Origin of the sequence: Methylotuvimicrobium sp. KM1 (assembly GCF_044788715.1) — a bacterium.
Classification (GTDB): domain Bacteria; phylum Pseudomonadota; class Gammaproteobacteria; order Methylococcales; family Methylomonadaceae; genus Methylotuvimicrobium.
On record NZ_CP173170.1, the window covers coordinates 4,737,004 to 4,753,969 of the forward strand.

Consider the following 16,966-nt stretch of genomic DNA (forward strand, 5'->3'; position numbering starts at 1 on the left):
CAAAGTGGCGAGGAACCATCATGATCGAAGAAAATGCAATCGTGGCAAAAATCGAGCATAACCAAGTGTGGGTCGAAAGCAAGCCGAAGCAGGGCTGCGGTGGTTGTCTGCAAAAAAGCTCCTGCTCCACTTCGGTGCTCGATAAGTTTATCAAGAAGCGCTCGATCGCCGTTGATTGCGACATCGAGATAAAAACCGGCGACGAAGTCGTTATCGGAATCAGTGAAGGGATTTTAATCAAGGCCTCGTTATTGCTCTATATGCTGCCTTTGGTTGTGATGGTTCTGTGCGGCGCGGTCGCGGAAGCATTTCTGCCGTCCGGATACGAATATGCCGACCTGGCGATTGCCGGCACCGCGATTTCGGCATTATTACTGTCCCTTTGGGCAATTTCCAAACTGCAGCAATCTTTTTTCTATACCTTTTTTTCACGGCCTATCGTCATTAGAAGAGCAATGGACTAACATTTGCACCGTTTTAGTCCATTACGCTTTGAGATTGCGCGTCTGCTTACAATCCAATAATAACGTAAGTATCAGACTCCGTTGCCAAAAAAAGGAAATTCAGGCTTAATTTTGCCGGCCTCCCCCTTTAAAATAGAGGGATTTATTTTTAAAAAATCTCCCCTAGCCCCTCTTTTTCAAAGAGGGGACTGAATACTTACATAATGATTATCAAAGCCCGCGATCGCAAGAGAGGACGATTGTTCGAAAATGTCGTAGGCCATGTATTTACACCATTTTACATGGATTCCGGCGCTGCCAAGCCTGAAAAAGGCAGGCGGTGTGTACGCGAATGCTTTCAAGCCCCGACATGGACCGCTATTTGCGTCTATTATGTCAATTCCTTCCTTTTTACGAATTCGATTTTTATTTTCCATGGAAACACGCTATGCATCCTTTTAAATCTCATCTCAAAGAGCTCGACCTTCCGATCAAAGTCTTGTTTACCGGCTATTTAGGCACCGTTGCTATCGGTTATCTGTTCGCTTTGATACAAATTCTATTCACGCACGGCATGGCCGACGGCAAGTTCGGGCTATCGATAGACGACATCGTCTACAGTTATTATGGCAACCGCTCGGGCACCCTATTGGAAACCAAGCTAAACGGGTCAATGAAACCCTATGCGACCGAGCAAGAGCGCTTCACACTTATTCAGTGGACTCGGGACGGTGCGGAGCAATCGGAATATGCATCCAGCGGATCCAAGCAAATCATCGAAACCAAATGTGTGATGTGTCATAACGCCGATGCATCGGGAATTCCCAATTATAACGATTTTGCGCAATTGAAAGCCGTGACCGAACAAGACGAAGGCGCTACCTTCGCCTCGTTGATTCGCATATCGCATATCCACTTATTCGGTATTGCTTTTATTTTCATGTTCGTCGGTCTGATTTTTAGTTTTTCTGAAACCGCCTCGGTCATGATAAAAAGCACCGCAATCGGTATGCCTTACGTATTCTTGATAGCGGATATCATGTCATGGTGGCTCACTAAGCTGCACCCTATGTTTGCGTGGCTCGTGATTATCGCCGGCATGGGCATGGCCGTATCGTTCGCATTCATGTGGTTTACATCGATTGCCGAAATGTGGGCGTATCGTTACGTCTTTGTCGATGGCTTGGCGGTTCACTATCACAACATCAGAAAAGCGTCGGCCAAGAAGCTGTCTCTCGATGAACAGACTTCGATGAGCGCCGTGATTTTTCATGCGGCAAAGCAAACCGTCTGTTTTTTCATCGAAAATGGCGTAAAACCGCTCATCTCGTTCATCAAAAGCAAAATCAATAGATAATCAGACTACCCTATTAGCCTAAAAAGAGCAGTTGAGAGCCTCAAACTACCGTTCGCCCTGAGCCCTTCGGCTGCGCTCAGGAGAGCCCCGTCGAAGGGTGATCGGTGGTTTGAGGCTTCACCAAGACGATGAAAGTATTGTAGGCCCTTCATGCTTCGACTTAGCTCAGCACGAATGGTCTAACTGCTCTTTTTAGGATTAGGGCAAAAAATGCCTGATTTCCGGGGGGTACGGAATGTCGGCAACAATGAGCTGCCGACATTCCCAACAACTTAGGATTTCGTGATAAATAAAGTCTTAGAACTATGCGCTATTAGCGCCGACCTCGACCACTCCTAATGCTGCGGCGACCGCCTAGCGAACCTTGTCGGCCCTTCCCTGAAAAACCGCCCCGACTACGCAGATAACTTCTCCCGTCATAACCGCTACGCCAACCGAAATTTCCGTAAAATTTACGCCCCTGATAGCCATAGGGCCTATAGTAAGGCGGGTATCTATAGCGATAAGGCCGATAATAAGGCCTGTAACTATAACTGAACCCGTAAGAGGGACCATATCCATAGTAAGCCACGGAACGACTATAAGGCGAAGTATAAACGGCGCAGCCTTGCAACAGCAGCGTCAACATTAAAACAGCTAGCGGTCGTATCAATCGCTTCATAAAACCTTTCCTCGCAGCAATTAACCCTCTTCGGTCTTTTTGGCTTGGATTGGCGACAGTATCAATAATTCAATATATAGCCATCGTAGATAAAATTTCGGCACTACCGAAACTTGAAGTAAGAAAGGTATACACCTTCGTGTTTTACTCTTGACGCCCCTCCAGGAATGATCTGCGTTTATTTCTGAAAATTTGTTTCTCACCGGCGACAATATTCATTAAGCCATGATTGCCCATACCAATACTTTACTTCCTAAGCGCCAACTTAGGATTTCTTGACCAATAACGTCCTGGATCCATGGCCAATGACCTCCTGCAGTTCATACCGGGGCGACGCCCACTATTAGCGCATTGCTTTTTGCTAATTGAATGCTGTACACTTTTCATTTGTTGACCGAAGACCCTCCGATGACAGACGACTCTCCTTCCAAACGCGGCGGCTTTCGAGCCGGCGCCGGGCGAAAGAAAGGCTCTTCCGCCTATGGCGAAACGACCCGCGCGATTCGCGTACCCGAAAGCCTGATTCCCGAGGTAACAACCATGTTGGCAATACGCAAACGCCAATTTGAAACCGTTAAATCCTGTTCCACCGATGTTTTGGTTCCGGCCCAGCGCCTCAACGCCGTCAAAATTCCTTTATTCATCGGCAAAGTCGCGGCCGGCTTTCCGTCGCCTGCCGACGATTACATCGAAAAAACGCTCGATCTGAACGACTTGCTCATCAAGAAACCGGCCGCGACCTTCTTCGTGCGCGCCGAGGGCGAATCGATGCTCGGTGCCGGCATTCATCCGAACGACATTCTGATCGTTGACCGTTCGCTGAAACCGGTGCCCGGTAAAATCGTGATCTGCGCATTGAACGGCGAACTAACCGTCAAACGACTGAAAAAACTCGGTGGCGAAATCGTGCTTGCCGCAGAAAATCCGGCCTATCCCGATATCCATATCCGCGAAAATAGCGAATTGGTCATCTGGGGCGTCGTCACCAATGTCATTCATGCTGTCTAATGTTTTCGCAAACCCGCATCGCCCTAGTCGATTGCAATAATTTCTATGTGAGCTGCGAACGAGTATTCCGGCCCGACCTTTGGCAAAAACCGGTCGCGGTATTGAGCAATAACGACGGCTGCATCGTCGCACGTAGCGCGGAAGTCAAGGCTCTCGGAATCAAGATGGGAACACCCGTCTATCAGATCGAAAACTTGATCAAGCGCCACCAGATACAGCTGTTCTCGTCGAATTATGCACTCTATGCCGATATGTCGGCGCGCGTGATGCAATTGCTGGAAAGTTTTGCGCCACACACCGAAGTCTATTCGATCGACGAGGCGTTTCTGGATCTAACCGGCGCGTGCGACCGGGACCCTATCGCCTATGCCCGGACGATCAAGGAAACGATCTTGCGTGATGTCGGGATTCCTGTCTGTGTCGGCATCGGACCAACCAAAACTCTGGCGAAACTGGCCAATTTCGCAGCCAAAAAATGGCCAGGGACCGGCGGCGTACTCGACCTTTCCTGTCCTTTACGCAGAGAAAAGCTGATGCGTATCGTGCCTGTCGACGAAGTCTGGGGAATCGGTATCAAAACCGCACAACGCCTTAACCGACTCGGCATTCATATGACGTATGATTTGGCCGCGCAAAACCCCGACCGCATGCAGGCCCGATTCAATATTGTCATCGCCCGGACCGTGTTAGAGCTCAACGGTGTCGGTTGTTTGGCGATGGAAGAGATCACGCCTGCCAAACAACAGATCGTGTGCTCGCGAAGTTTCAGGCAAAAAGTCACGCAATTCGACGAATTGGCCAGCGCGCTGGCGGAGTTTTGCAGCCGCGCAGCCGAAAAACTAAGGCAACAAAACTCGGCCGCCGGAGCACTAACCGTTTTTCTCCGAACCAACCCACATAATTCCCAAGAACCGCAATATCACCGCGCCGTCACGCTAACCTTGGACTTTGCAACTCAAGACACGCGCGTATTAATCGGCACAGCCAAAAAATTGCTGGGGGAAATCTTCAGGCCCGGTTACCGTTATCAAAAATGCGGAGTGCAATTGGACCGTATCGAATCCGTAAAACATCCCGCTCAATTGGATCTATTTACTGCCGCTGAATCCAACTGTGCCAGACAGCTAATGACAGCGGTCGACACGATTAATCGGCGTTTCCCGAAAGCCATCGCCATTGCTTCGACCGGCATCCGCAAAGACTGGAAGTTTCATGTTGAACACTTATCGAGGCACTATACGACCGACTGGAATCAACTAGCTATCGTGCAATGCCGGTAGCAGTCCGTATGATCCTAAAAATCAATTAAAGCGCTTGGAATCTGTTCGTGCCGGATCCTGTCGAAGGGTGAAGGGTAGTTTGAGGCTTCACCAGGCCGGTGAAAGTGTTGTAGACCCTTCATGCTTCGACTTAGCTCAGCACGAACGGTCTACAACACATGCCAACTGCTCTTTTCAGGTTTATACTTTTTGCGCTTCAAATTTCGGCAGTGAATTAAATATTGTCGCTAATACATCAAGGAATAGCTCAATATCCATTCAAAAAATAGAATTCAAAACCGTGCTGATTTATTTTGAAATGGGCGAAATGCGCAATCGGGGGGGGGTAAAGGTCGAAATCTTTAATTGACCTCAATCGATTTTAAAGGGCATGGCACAGATAGGGCACATACAGGGCACGGAGTAAAAATGGCCGTTTTGGGGTAGATGTCAAAATGGCGCGCCCGAGAGGATTCGAACCTCTGGCCTCGGCCTCCGGAGGGCCGCGCTCTATCCAGCTGAGCTACGGGCGCTTGATAAAACCTGCCGATTAATCGGAAAGACGTGCAATATCGAAAAATCGTATAGTAAACTGACAGACGCTGATTATAAATGAAGTTAAATCATTTTACCTCTTTATTAAAAAATTATTCGTCATCATGGTGCCTTTCGGCAAAAACCTCACCACGATAAAAAGCGAGATACTGCGAATCAAGTCTTACACGGCAATCGGCTCGGCATGATAATTTCAAGAAAAAGTTCGCAATCATAAGCAAACCCGCTCAGCGGTAATAATTCAGCCCCCTCCATCTAAAACAAGTTGGAACTTTGCCTACCTTTGAAAGGGGAGGTTGAGAGGGGTTTATTTAAATAATCTTCCCAGCTACTCGGCAACTGCTGAATTACAGGGATGTAATGAATGCTGAAAATTCATTACGCCATGGATGGTGTGTATTAGGGCAATGCGGGAGCAATTGCCGAGGAGCATTTTTCTGTGCCCTGTGTCAGACTAGTTGTCGCCTAAAGCGCCTACTGTTGGACCCTACCTTCCGCATCCATGCAGTCGTCTTTTTCAAAGAGGGGAACTGATTTTTACGCTCAGTGAGTAATGAGCGTTCTCGATTTAGTATTCACAGAACTGGAACCGTTAGACCTAAACCCCAACATTTCAGTAATATCGAGTTCCGAATGCGATGTTTGATTAGAGGTAGATTTCCGAATACCGCCGGTTCGCCTTTCATTTACGACTTCCATAACGGTTTCGTATTCGACGCCGGAATCGTTGGCGAAGGCAAATACCATGGCCAAATCGCAGATATTGTTGATGACTCTAGGGACGCCCCCGCTGTGTTCAAACACGGCTAAAACGGCTTTGCGGCTGAAAATATCAGACCTTCCACCCGCCACGCTCAACCGGTGGCCAATATAGTCTTTGGTTTCTTGATAGCTTAAAGGCTTGATATGCGATTCTATGGAGATTCGCTGCGCGAATTGAATCAATTTCGGATCGTTGATCTTTTCCAATAGCTCGGACTGCCCTGCCAAAATAATTTGAAGCATGCATTTTCCGTCGTCATTGATATTAGAAAGCAGCCTAAGCGATTCCAATGCCGGGATATCCATATTTTGTGCTTCGTCGATAACCAATAAGACTCGTCGATTGCTGAGCTGCCGCTTATCCATAAAGCGTTTAAAAACCCGGTAGCGTTCGGCTTCATCATTTGCAGTGCTATCAACGTTAAAAGCTCGTAACACCCAAGTTAACAACTCCCCGAATGATGGATGCGTATTCGTAATCAACCCTAGATCCACATCGCACTTAATGTCGTTGAGCAGCTTTTGAAGCAACGTGGTTTTTCCGCAGCCGATATCGCCGGTCAACAACGTAAATCCGGCTTGTTGAAAAACGCCATACCTCAATGTATTTAGCGCTTTTTTGTGATGCTGGCTCAGATATAAATATTCCGGTTCCGGAATTAGCGAAAAAGGAGATTTTTTTAAACCGAAAAACTTTTGATACATATAGTAATTTCCCAATTGTTGGTTTTAATCCTTACCAATCGAATCCCTGTACTAACGATCTAAAGTTGCTAAAGCTAGCTGCTGCAACCCAAGTATTTTCAAATTAGAGTACGAGAAAACGCTTACTTCACGCAGTAAAGAAAACCACAAGTTTTTGGCAAACAATTACCTTGACAAATGAGAACTTAATTAGATTGAATTTTGAGTGTTATTTTCACAAGCACCCTGATAATGGAGAAGCTTCGATAGTAAATCTTCTCAGCAGATTCAAGCTGATTGAGAAAAACCGCCGTTATTTTTATAAACAACGGCGGTGTAACAGTTTATCGAGCGATTAATCCTGTTGCGCTGTTAGGAATAGCTGCCATTCCACGAGGCGCAATCGCTCCTGAACGATTCACCCAGAAGCTGCGCACTCGCCCCTCATCGTTATTGAGAGTAAACAAAAAGTGATTGTTTTGCAGGAGAACAGCATCCCGCACACCCGCGCCGGACGGAATCGGCGTATCGACGGACGAATTGAAAAAATAATCCATTGTACCGTTAAAATTGACTCGGTATAAAGAGACGGTGCCGCCAACGGTATTGGTTGTATAACCCACGGTTTGGTCGCTCGAAAGAACAGTCCAGCAAGCGGCATTGCCTTGTTCGATTCGGTCTACCGCATTGGAAACTGCGCCCGTTACGCGATCGATCCGGTAGGAAACCGTTTCGCCGAGACCGCCACCATTTGCTTCGGTGATAAAGACAAAGTCGCGATCACCGAATGTAAACCCGAACGGAGTCGGAACTGCAGAAAGTCTTTTCAAGGGTTGCAAAGACGGCGTGGCGTCTTGTTGCACCAGGTAGGTCGTCAACGTATTGGTTGCTTTTTCGGTTATCAATAAAACCGTTCCTGATTTGTTAAAGCCGATTTGTGCCGGTGCGGTAGGTTGTGAGTTATCGATAATACGGGTGGAATTGGGAATAGGCACTAATACTCCGCCACCTGAAAAACGGAAACCGCTAATATTGTCATAGCGAATCTCACCCGGATCCGAGGGATTATGACTCCCTCATTTAAAACATAGACGAGCGCCCCGAAGACTGTCACGCTGATCGGCTGATAACCGCCGGAATTAACGACATTGACCAGCTGAAGCCCGGTAGGTTGTAGCCGAAAGCTTGTCAAGCTACTACTGCCGGCATTAGTTACAAACATCCAGCGCAATCGCACTTTGATTGCCCAACAGCGCTCCGGTGCCTACGCCTTCCGTATCGAAACGGCCTAGTTCGGCAATTCTACCTCGACTGTCCACCACATCGAATGCGATGACTTGATTGCCGCTAGCTTCATTGCTGGCTGTATAAACAATCGCCTCGGCAGTATTATGAAAAGTAAGAGCGCATATTAGGCCCATTACAGAAAATAATGATTTTGAGTGCTTAAAAATTGTATTCAGGGTTGTTCGTGAATACATTGCAGGGCTTTATGGATCTTTGGATCTTTCAAGGCGACTAGAAATCCAGGCCTCAAATCTTCAAATTTATTGATATATGGAAAAGCCTGGATAAAAAAAATTTCGCAAAGGCGATCCATCAGAATAGTCGAACCGGGATTGGCGCAATCGAATTCGTCGAATAACCAATGAGCTGTATGCATCAAAAACCGACTTTCGACTGAATCGCTGAAGTGCAAGTGAATGATGGACGGTAACGATTCGATTAATGGATGAGGGCTATCTGCATCGAATCTGAACAGCCCACACAACAATCGCGTTGTCGGATGATTTCCTTGGAACATGGGACTGCGCCGAAGCAGAGCGGCACCTGCATCAGCGCTCGGCGTCAAGTCGCGGCCGGTCTGAACCGCGATCCAATGCCATTCGCCTTCAGGAATAATCAATATCTCCGGCTTCCATTTTTTGAGGTTGCGGCATTTTTTCGGTCTGAAACCATAAATGTCCCGCCAATACAATATGAAAACGCGGTTCGTGAGCGGCCGGAAGCTCTATACCCCATGGCGCTGATAAATCGGATCGAAAAAATACGCTGCCCTCAAGCCTAAGAGATCGACAAATATCACTCATTATATCCATTGAAGCTCTCCTCTTTATCTGCAGGAAAAAATACGATTAGTCAAAGAATCAAGACGATCGGTGCTGGTTTGCTATCAATTTGCCGGGTATGACCAAAATGTTTGAAATGTCCAGAATTATTCGATGCGAAACAATAACATAAATCAATACGCAAAAAAGCCTACCAAGAACAATGTTTTATCGATGATGCGACGCTTATGGACAAAAAGTTTGGTATCGATTACTCCCGTCGCTCATTGCCTAGCAAACGTTTCGGACCGTTCGTTTTGGATAAGGCCAATGCTCGTTTACTTCAGGAAGGGCGCGCCGTCCTGTTGACATCGGCAGAGACGGAAACAGTTCGGTTTACGAAGCATTGGCGCTATACGCCCCTTCTTGGCTACCCTATTTTCCATAGCTATCATCGTCGAAAAATCTGCAAAATCGACAACAAGGAGTATCTCTCGATGCTGAAAGCTTGATCAGAGAATTAGCTGATGCTTTGGATGCCATCAGCCTCCAACAACCCCTGATTATTTGTCTGGAAGATTTACACTGGTGCGACTCTTCGACCGTCGAATTTATCTCATTCTGGGCCCGACGAACCGATCCCGCCAAGATTCTTTTGCTGGGTACGCTAAGACAGTCCGATACCATCGTCAACAATCTTCCGCTAAGAGATTGTAAACACGATCTTCAGTTACGTGGCATCTACTCAACTGCCATTAGAGTTTTTATCATTAGCCGATACGGCGGAGTATTTATCGGTTCACTTTCAACCTAACGACTTTCCTGCAACGTTTGCTGCGGTGCTCCATCGGCAATCCTTATCATTAAGTTCGGAGCAAAGAGCCAAAAGCTATTCGTTGCGATCTGCGGTCGGTTTAAGTCGAGTACCTCTCTTACATCGCTGCTATGACGAGGCGAATTTGTTGTTATCGAATCACTTGGCCTCGTTCGATGAAGGATTTACCACCACGGATTGGCGAGAAGGCGAGCGTATTTTGCATGAACTGAAACACTGTATACCCGGCTCCCTATCATTATCCTGACCTTAAATTCGGCACCCGTTGATCATGTCAAAATATTTTTCAGATGAGCCAAATTTGCCTTCCCCCGCTCTTTGATGACGGCCGGATCCAGCTTTTTTTTATTACTCCATTCCAGATCATCGGCCGGCAACTCGCTTAAAAATCGGCTCGGTTCGCATTCGGAAATTTCCCCGTAGCGCTTTCGGTGCGTGCAATAGCTAAAAGTTAACGAACGCTGCGCACGCGTGATGCCGACGTAGGCGAGGCGGCGTTCTTCCTCGATATTATCGGTTTCGATGCTGTTTTGATGCGGCAGCAAATTTTCTTCCATACCGATCAAAAACACATGAGGAAACTCGAGACCCTTGGCCGCGTGCAGTGTCATTAGGCTGACCTGGTCGCCGGCCTCTTCTTCCTGATTGCGCTCGAGTATATCCATCAACATGATTTTCGAGACGATTTCAGACAATGATTTCTCGCTGCCCTGGTCTTTGTCGGCGATGCGCTTCAACCAGTCGATCAGTTCGTAAACATTTTGCATCTTACGTTCGGCCGATTGTGGCGTTTTCGCGTTTTCGCGCAGCCAGGCTTCGTAGCCGATTTGGCTAATCATCTGCTCGATCACTGCGAAAGTATCGCCTCGCTCCATGCGATCGGCGGTATCGTTCACCCAGTCGGTAAATTTTTGTAAACGCTGTCGCGCCTTGTCGGACAGCCGCTGCATCAGGCCCATTTCGGTGCTGGCCTTAAACAAGCTGACGTGACGCTCGTTCGCATAGGCGCCGAGATTTTCCAGCGTGGTCGGACCGATTTCACGGCGCGGCGTGTTGATAATGCGCAAAAACGCGGCATCATCGTCCGGATTCACGAACAAGCGCAGATAACTAAGTATGTCTTTGATTTCGGTATATGCGAAAAACGACGTGCTGCCGCTGATAAAATACGGCACGTTGTTTTCGCGTAGCGCCCGTTCGAACAGTCGCGATTGATGATTGCCTCGGTATAGAATCGCGTAGTCCTTGTAGCTACTGCCTGTTTTAAACTTGTGATGAATGATTTCCGAAACAATCTGTTTCGCTTCGATGGTTTCGTCCTTATGACTCAACACGCGCAGCGGATCACCGAAGCCCAAATCGCTCCACAAGCGCTTTTCAAAAGTATGCGGGTTATTCGCGATCAATTGGTTCGCAACCTTCAAAATCCGCCCGGCCGAGCGGTAATTTTGCTCAAGCTTAATAACCTTCAAGCGCGAAAAGTCTTTTTGCAATTGTGCCAAATTTTCCGGTTGCGCGCCGCGCCAGGCGTAAATCGACTGATCGTCGTCGCCGACCACGGTGAAACGTCCGAGGTTACCGGCCAGCAGCTTCACCAATTGATATTGCGTGATATTGGTATCCTGATATTCGTCGACCAGCAGATAACGAATCTTGTTCTGCCATTTTTCGAGAACTTCCGGGTGCTGTTGAAACAATAATACCGGCATCAAAATCAAATCGTCGAAATCGACTGCATTGTAGGCTTTCAAGCTGCGCGTGTAATCGGTATATAAATGCGCGGCCGGCGCTTGTTCTTGCGAGGCATGAGACAAGGCCTGTTCCGGCGTCACGAAGGCGTTTTTCCATTGGCCGATCTGCCAGGCGTAATGATCGGCCTTATCGATATCGCATTCCTTCCCGTTGTGCATAACCAGGTTTTTCAGAAGCGTTTGTTTGTCCTGTTCGTCGAACAGCGTCAACGCGGCTTTGTAACCGAGCGCCTTGTGTTCCTTGCGGAGAATATTCAAACCGAGCGAATGAAAAGTCGAGACGGTCAAACCGCGAATGTCTTTGTCGTTCAGCAGTTTCGAAACGCGCGATTTCATCTCTCGCGCAGCCTTGTTCGTGAACGTTACAGCGGCGATATGCCGGGCCGGCGTACCTTGCTTGACCAGATAAGCGATTTTCTCGGTGATCACACGCGTCTTGCCGCTGCCGGCACCTGCCAGCACGAGCAAAGGCACATCGACGGTACGCACCGCCGCAAGTTGTTGAGGATTGAGTTCGGCCATGTTGTTTAACGAAACGTGATGAAAAGCTTTCGAGGATTAATGATTGGAATATAAGTAGACTGGTTACTTCGGTTATCCGTTCATCGTTATACACATCATTATGTAAGCCACGTCATTCCGGCAGGGGTTGCCGGAGTCCAGGCTACATGGATGGATTTAGCTTGCCGTCCTTGGTATTGGATAACCGCGTCCCGGCGGTTATGATGGCTCTTGTGTATAACGATGAGCTATCATCCTTGGGAAGTCATATGCGTATTTTAAGCTCGGCATGCATTCCCACGCAGGAGAGACTGTGAAAGCATTGGCGAATACATCATAAAAAAATTTATTTACCATGAAGGAAATGAAGAAAAAGACTATAAATTCAACAGCCTAATACTTAATATTACTTCATGCTCTTTATCCTAAAAAGAGCAGTTGGCATGTGTTGTAGGCCGTTCGTGCTGAGCCAAGTCGAAGCCTGAAGGATCTACAACACTTTCACCGCGGTGGCTTCCGCGTGTTGCATATGAATACTCCCCATCCTTTTGTAATTTGAAGAGAATTTCAGAAACTTTCATCCGGCAAATTGTTCCCTGGCTTCATTACTCGAAATTATAGCATTCTTGCCAAACCGTTTGTGAAACAAGGCGGTAACATAAAAAGGGGTTAAATTAATAATTCAATCCTTTTTACTCGGAATCTGACATCGACTAGAAAACGCATGGACAAAGGGACTCGCAAATAGTTGTAATCATCGACGCAAAAGAAGAGCCTGTAATCCATAACTGACAAAAGTGTCAGAAATTCTTACAATCATTGCCAAGTTCGTTTGCGGAAAAATTCACTGTGAAACCTGAAAAGCATGCCTTGACCAATTCTCAATCTAATTTGAACAGATGATTTATTAAATTTAATTGTTTCAAGCACATAACGGCGAAACGTTCGAACGAATTTAGAAAATCTCCTCAACGAAAAGATTGTAAGCATTCGCTGACAAGAGTATCAGCTTTTACAACAAAAAACTTACCGTCATTCTGCGAATTTCTCAACGGACGTTTGGAAATTCTAATTAAAATACAATTCAGACCGGTTAAAAAAACGTTCAAAAAAGAATAAAGACAGGGGGGGGTAAAACGCTACGGACGGGCTTACAAAAAGCATCCGGCAGAGCATTATCGGCCGCTTAACGCTTTCAACAAATCGCTAGCGGCTTGCTTGTTTTCGAACGGAGCGGGAGCATTCGCAATTTTTTGCAGAATTTCGATCGCAGCCTGTTTATTACCATTGGCTTGTTGTGCATTAGCAAGATGGAATTGGATATCCAGGGAATTAGGTGCTAGGTCGGCAGCTTTTTGCAATTTAGCCAAGGCGTCTTTCGCTTGGCCATTTTGCAACAATACAATACCATAAGTATCGGCAACAGCCGCAGCCTCAGGCGACAACTTATAGGCTTTTTCCGCTAATTCCAAAGCCTTCGGATTATTCTGGCCGAAATAAATCATTGCCAGGTTATTCAAAATCACGACATTCTCTGGCTTTTCGTTGAGGATGGATTGATAGTGGCTCTCAGCTTTGCCATAGTTTTTTTGACTAAGATAAAGATTGGCGATTTGCAGGTGCGCGTCTAAATTCTTGGGATTTTTATCAATTTCACTGCTAAACATTTGAATGGCTTCGTCGGTCTTGCCTTGCGCAGCAAGTAAGCCGCCAATTTGATTCAACAATCTCGCATTGGGCTTGATTTCATAAGCACGTCGATTATATTCCAACGCCTTATCGAGTTGCTTTTGAGCCAGATAAATATCGGCTTTTAAGATATTACCGACCGCGGACTCGGGGTACTGTTTTTCGATCCGATCAGCCAGCTCCATCGCCAAATCGTTTTTTTCCTCTTTGATCAAATAGATAGCTTTCAAAGTCATGACCTGATGATTATCGGGACTGGCAGCGCTCGCATCTTCGATCAATTTTGCAATGTCCGCTGAAGCATCCGGTCGCGTCATCAAAAGTCGAGCCAGTAATATCCGATGAAAAATGTCTTTTTGATCTTGCGTAATTATTGTCTTTAAAGTTTGGGCGGCGCTATCGAAATCTTTATTGAGTATTTGTGCCCTCGCCAGCATCGAGAGGACAGATTTTTCGTTCGGATAACGATTGACTATTCCTTGCATTAACTCAAGTACTTTTAATGGCTCTTGCTTGAGCTCGTAGAGCTTGATCAGATTATTGACGACCAAAAGCACCTGCTCTTTATTGCTCTGTGCCTGTTTCAACGCGGTCGATAAAATATTTTCAACTTCGACGAGATCATTCTGCCGATAAGCAAGGTTCGCCTTCAAAATATACGGAACAGCCGCTTTCGGATGAGCTGCCAGCGCTGTATCGATATACTCTTGAGCCACTTTTAACTCATTATTTTCAAGCGCAAACAAAGCTAGACCTTGCAGTGCGCTTAGATTGCGGGGATTTAAGTTAAGAGCCTCTTGAAAGCTTACGACTGCGGCTTTTTGATCTTTTTGAAGGGTTTTTATCAGTGCTTGTAAATTATGATACTCGGCTTCATTCGGGAACTGCTTGAGCAGGCCTTTGAGCTTGGCCTGCGCCTCATCGAGTTTTTTTTGTTTGATCAATTCCAATACAAGCTGATGGTTTTGCTCGAGAGTCTGCTGATCTGTTTCAGGCGCCGATTCGAAAAAAGTAATGAAGTCTTCATCATAAGTGGAATCGATTTTTAGTTCGTCCTCTAACGGAGCCCAAAGATCCTGACTTTGTGGATCATATTTTGCTGCTTGGCTGAGTCCACTCATCAGGCCAACAATAATGGCGAAGGCCGCTTTTTTGGGCAATGCTAATACTTTGTACTTCATGGTTTATACCTTAATTTATTCAGGTCTGCGAGGGGTTAACGCAACACTTTGACAAAAATAACGGCGATTACAAAAAATGTACAGCGTTAAGGGTTTCTTAGCTTCGCATTGTATAAAGAAAGCAGATCTCAACTAATCTTTCGTTTACTATCGCGCCGCCTTGAGAAGAGGAAAAAATCCTGAATCAGTGTCAGTAAATTTTACATTGTTTCGAAATGCGTTTTTCACGATCTTTTGCTCAAAGCTCAAATACACCTAGATCATTGTTATTTATATGATTTATTTTATTACTATAAACATACAGCTCATCCAATCCATTACGATCGAGCCAAATGAGAAAATCTTTACCAATCTTAGTATAGGAGCACTTTAGATTGTGAGGTGATTCACATTTTTCGCCAAATACACGACAACCTCTTTGAATCAACAAGATCCCGCTCAAATTAAATCATCCTCCAAATTTTACGCACTAAACCTATTCGTCAGATATTGTCAGAAAAATTTACACTCCTCCCGAAAAATAAGCACTTTGCTTAATATAAACCGAACAACCTAATGAATTATTTAATATTTTTTAAAATGGCATAAATTTAGCTTACAAACATATAAATATTACTAAAGTTTTTCTATAGTGGTGGGCATCATGAAGACAATAGAAACAAAAATTAACAGACCGGCGATAGCGGCATTTGCTTTAGCTGCTGCATTATTTGCTGGCGGCAGTCAGGCTGCAACGTTATGCTCCGCTTATACAGCGCCTGACACTCACCTAGATGGCTTATCGGTCGAGGATGTGACTTTCAAGGGAAACAATGCTAATGATTGCTACGGCTTCATTGACACGAGCGCAGGCCCTGGCGGCAATCCAACAAGCGATACAGTTTGGGCGGATACCGGCTGGACACAGTTTGCGAAAGACGAATCCGGTACAAGCGGTGATATTGAAGGCACGGTACTAGGCATTGAATTCACCTTATCTGCATCAACGTTCGCTAGCAATAGTGGCACTTGGTTACTTGCATGGGAAAAAGTTGATGAGCCTGGATACGATTTAAAGATGGATGTAGTCGCTAATTTAAAAGCAGCTAATGGTTCTGCTTCATATTTGTTTGAAGATTTGACTTTTACATCCAATGGCAATGGCTCTGGAGCATGGGAAATTACTTTTGCCGGTCCAGGACAAGGCGATAACCCAAGCCTTTCTAACATGACTCTTTGGTATCAAAACGCAACCTCAACGCCTCCTAACGGCGGCGGAGGCCCAGGAGGCGGCCAAGTCCCAGAACCCCATCTGATCTTATTGATGGGCATCGGACTAGTGGGTTTTGGCGCCACAAAATTTCGCAAAACGACCAAAGCCTAATAACTTAGAATCACCTTCGAAAAAAAACGCCGGCAATTGCCGGCGTTTTTTTACTTTTTGACTCGTCCATCCACACTATTGATCCTAAATTCGACAGCCTAGCCATGAAGCACCTGAACCATTCAAGAGATTGCCTAAATATTCTTGCTAACCTCTTGGATGAACGAAAGTTCTATACAAACGAATAAGAAGTTATTAAGTTGACGTCTCATTCCTTATGATCTTCATTGTGAAATGCTTTTTTCAGGCTAAAGGTTGACTATTGGATTCGTAATGATTCACACCCCTTATCGTCCCCATGCTGGAGCGGTACTCAGGTATTCCCACGCAGAGCGCTCATCGTTATACATAAGTCAAAAATTACTGTTTTGCAATCTTAGCTAATGAGGCTTCGATACCATTTTTTGTCGCCCAACGTTCCCGACTTCGAAATCGCGATCTGGGGATCGCTCCCACAGAGCATCCGCCCCCCTCTTGTGGGAGCGACGCCTTCGTCGCGATTTCGAAGCCACTGATGTTCAATATCCGCAGATTTATCAAACAGCACCGTCTCCAGGTATACGACGAACTCTGTTTAGCAAGTTTACGGATACTTGTGTATAACGGCGAGCGCAGAGCGTGGGAACGATAATTGCCGGAGGATTGAATAGTTACTTGAATTCAGCTTATAAAAAAACCTCGTAAAAAAGACTATATCCGCATTAATAGATGAAAAGATGAAAAAACTAGCCAATTACGAAACATAAAGATTTTAGAGCACGCACCGCGCACTTTTTCGCAATATTCCGAAGCAGTTAATTACCAAGCCAAAAAGGTACGCGATACGTACCCTACGACTGCATACAGAACTTTATAAAAATCCTGCTAAA

The 16,966-nt window shown here is 46.0% G+C and carries 13 protein-coding genes, 1 tRNA gene and 1 pseudogene; 7 read left to right on the forward strand and 8 right to left on the reverse strand.

The window, feature by feature from the left end:
- The first annotated feature begins 20 nt into the window (after nucleotides 1-20).
- Nucleotides 21-464, forward strand: a complete 444-nt coding sequence (locus ACINK7_RS20630; protein ID WP_404358268.1) for a SoxR reducing system RseC family protein — start codon at nucleotides 21-23, stop codon at nucleotides 462-464.
- A 427-nt stretch (nucleotides 465-891) separates the two neighbouring features.
- Nucleotides 892-1,800, forward strand: coding sequence for a hypothetical protein (locus ACINK7_RS20635; protein WP_404358270.1), 909 nt, complete (start codon nucleotides 892-894; stop codon nucleotides 1,798-1,800).
- Nucleotides 1,801-2,113: 313 nt separating this feature from the next.
- On the opposite strand, the gene ACINK7_RS20640 is transcribed toward ACINK7_RS20635, so the two are convergent.
- Nucleotides 2,114-2,461, reverse strand: coding sequence for a hypothetical protein (locus ACINK7_RS20640; RefSeq protein WP_404358272.1), 348 nt, complete (start codon nucleotides 2,459-2,461; stop codon nucleotides 2,114-2,116).
- A 540-nt stretch (nucleotides 2,462-3,001) separates the two neighbouring features.
- Between ACINK7_RS20640 and ACINK7_RS20645 the strand changes: the two genes are divergently transcribed.
- Together ACINK7_RS20645 and ACINK7_RS20650 are read left to right on the forward strand one after the other, a co-directional pair.
- Nucleotides 3,002-3,469 carry a LexA family protein gene (locus ACINK7_RS20645; RefSeq protein ID WP_404361491.1) on the forward strand — a complete coding sequence of 156 codons (468 nt, stop codon included), beginning with the start codon at nucleotides 3,002-3,004 and terminating at the stop codon, nucleotides 3,467-3,469.
- Nucleotides 3,469-4,749: a Y-family DNA polymerase gene (locus ACINK7_RS20650; RefSeq protein ID WP_404358273.1), complete on the forward strand. Its 1,281-nt coding sequence runs from the start codon at nucleotides 3,469-3,471 to the stop codon at nucleotides 4,747-4,749. Before ACINK7_RS20645 ends, ACINK7_RS20650 begins: the two co-directional genes overlap by 1 nt.
- 435 nt (nucleotides 4,750-5,184) lie before the next feature.
- Here ACINK7_RS20650 and ACINK7_RS20655 read toward each other — a convergent pair.
- From ACINK7_RS20655 to ACINK7_RS20675, 5 genes and pseudogenes are all read right to left on the reverse strand, one after another.
- A tRNA-Arg gene (locus ACINK7_RS20655) sits at nucleotides 5,185-5,261 on the reverse strand.
- 565 nt (nucleotides 5,262-5,826) lie between these two features.
- The gene (locus ACINK7_RS20660; protein ID WP_404358275.1) at nucleotides 5,827-6,750 is read right to left on the reverse strand and encodes an ExeA family protein; all 924 of its coding nucleotides are present in this window, start codon (nucleotides 6,748-6,750) and stop codon (nucleotides 5,827-5,829) included.
- A gap of 323 nt (nucleotides 6,751-7,073) precedes the next feature.
- Entirely contained in the window at nucleotides 7,074-7,724 is a 651-nt protein-coding gene (locus ACINK7_RS20665; RefSeq protein ID WP_404358277.1) for a hypothetical protein, read from the reverse strand.
- Nucleotides 7,725-7,937: 213 nt separating this feature from the next.
- Nucleotides 7,938-8,150: a hypothetical protein gene (locus ACINK7_RS20670; protein WP_404358279.1), complete on the reverse strand. Its 213-nt coding sequence runs from the start codon at nucleotides 8,148-8,150 to the stop codon at nucleotides 7,938-7,940.
- A 38-nt stretch (nucleotides 8,151-8,188) separates the two neighbouring features.
- Nucleotides 8,189-8,828: pseudogene (locus ACINK7_RS20675) on the reverse strand (cupin domain-containing protein).
- A 197-nt stretch (nucleotides 8,829-9,025) separates the two neighbouring features.
- Between ACINK7_RS20675 and ACINK7_RS20680 the strand changes: the two are divergent.
- A complete protein-coding gene (locus ACINK7_RS20680; protein WP_404358280.1) occupies nucleotides 9,026-9,289 on the forward strand; it encodes a hypothetical protein in 264 nt (87 codons plus the stop codon).
- A 222-nt stretch (nucleotides 9,290-9,511) separates the two neighbouring features.
- On the forward strand, nucleotides 9,512-9,859 hold the full coding sequence (locus ACINK7_RS20685; RefSeq protein WP_404358282.1) for a hypothetical protein: 348 nt from the start codon (nucleotides 9,512-9,514) through the stop codon (nucleotides 9,857-9,859).
- Nucleotides 9,860-9,881: 22 nt separating this feature from the next.
- Here ACINK7_RS20685 and rep read toward each other — a convergent pair whose 3' ends face one another.
- Both rep and ACINK7_RS20695 read right to left on the reverse strand, forming a co-directional pair.
- Nucleotides 9,882-11,885, reverse strand: coding sequence for a DNA helicase Rep (gene rep / locus ACINK7_RS20690; protein WP_404358284.1), 2,004 nt, complete (start codon nucleotides 11,883-11,885; stop codon nucleotides 9,882-9,884).
- A 1,154-nt stretch (nucleotides 11,886-13,039) separates the two neighbouring features.
- Entirely contained in the window at nucleotides 13,040-14,734 is a 1,695-nt protein-coding gene (locus ACINK7_RS20695) for a tetratricopeptide repeat protein (protein ID WP_404358286.1), read from the reverse strand.
- A 643-nt stretch (nucleotides 14,735-15,377) separates the two neighbouring features.
- On the opposite strand from ACINK7_RS20695, the gene ACINK7_RS20700 reads away from it, so the two are divergent.
- Nucleotides 15,378-16,097, forward strand: coding sequence for a PEP-CTERM sorting domain-containing protein (locus tag ACINK7_RS20700; RefSeq protein ID WP_404358288.1), 720 nt, complete (start codon nucleotides 15,378-15,380; stop codon nucleotides 16,095-16,097).
- Nucleotides 16,098-16,966 lie beyond the last annotated feature (869 nt).

Bases quoted from the DNA above. Each gene is read 5' to 3' on its own strand.
- ACINK7_RS20630 (WP_404358268.1), top strand. From the start codon at position 21: ATGATCGAAGAAAATGCAATCGTGGCAAAAATCGAGCATAACCAAGTG.
- ACINK7_RS20635 (WP_404358270.1), top strand. From the start codon at position 892: ATGCATCCTTTTAAATCTCATCTCAAAGAGCTCGACCTTCCGATCAAA.
- ACINK7_RS20640 (WP_404358272.1), bottom strand. From the start codon at position 2,461: ATGAAGCGATTGATACGACCGCTAGCTGTTTTAATGTTGACGCTGCTG.
- ACINK7_RS20645 (WP_404361491.1), top strand. From the start codon at position 3,002: ATGTTGGCAATACGCAAACGCCAATTTGAAACCGTTAAATCCTGTTCC.
- ACINK7_RS20650 (WP_404358273.1), top strand. From the start codon at position 3,469: ATGTTTTCGCAAACCCGCATCGCCCTAGTCGATTGCAATAATTTCTAT.
- ACINK7_RS20660 (WP_404358275.1), bottom strand. From the start codon at position 6,750: ATGTATCAAAAGTTTTTCGGTTTAAAAAAATCTCCTTTTTCGCTAATT.
- ACINK7_RS20670 (WP_404358279.1), bottom strand. From the start codon at position 8,150: ATGGGCCTAATATGCGCTCTTACTTTTCATAATACTGCCGAGGCGATT.
- ACINK7_RS20680 (WP_404358280.1), top strand. From the start codon at position 9,026: ATGGACAAAAAGTTTGGTATCGATTACTCCCGTCGCTCATTGCCTAGC.
- rep (WP_404358284.1), bottom strand. From the start codon at position 11,885: ATGGCCGAACTCAATCCTCAACAACTTGCGGCGGTGCGTACCGTCGAT.
- ACINK7_RS20695 (WP_404358286.1), bottom strand. From the start codon at position 14,734: ATGAAGTACAAAGTATTAGCATTGCCCAAAAAAGCGGCCTTCGCCATT.
- ACINK7_RS20700 (WP_404358288.1), top strand. From the start codon at position 15,378: ATGAAGACAATAGAAACAAAAATTAACAGACCGGCGATAGCGGCATTT.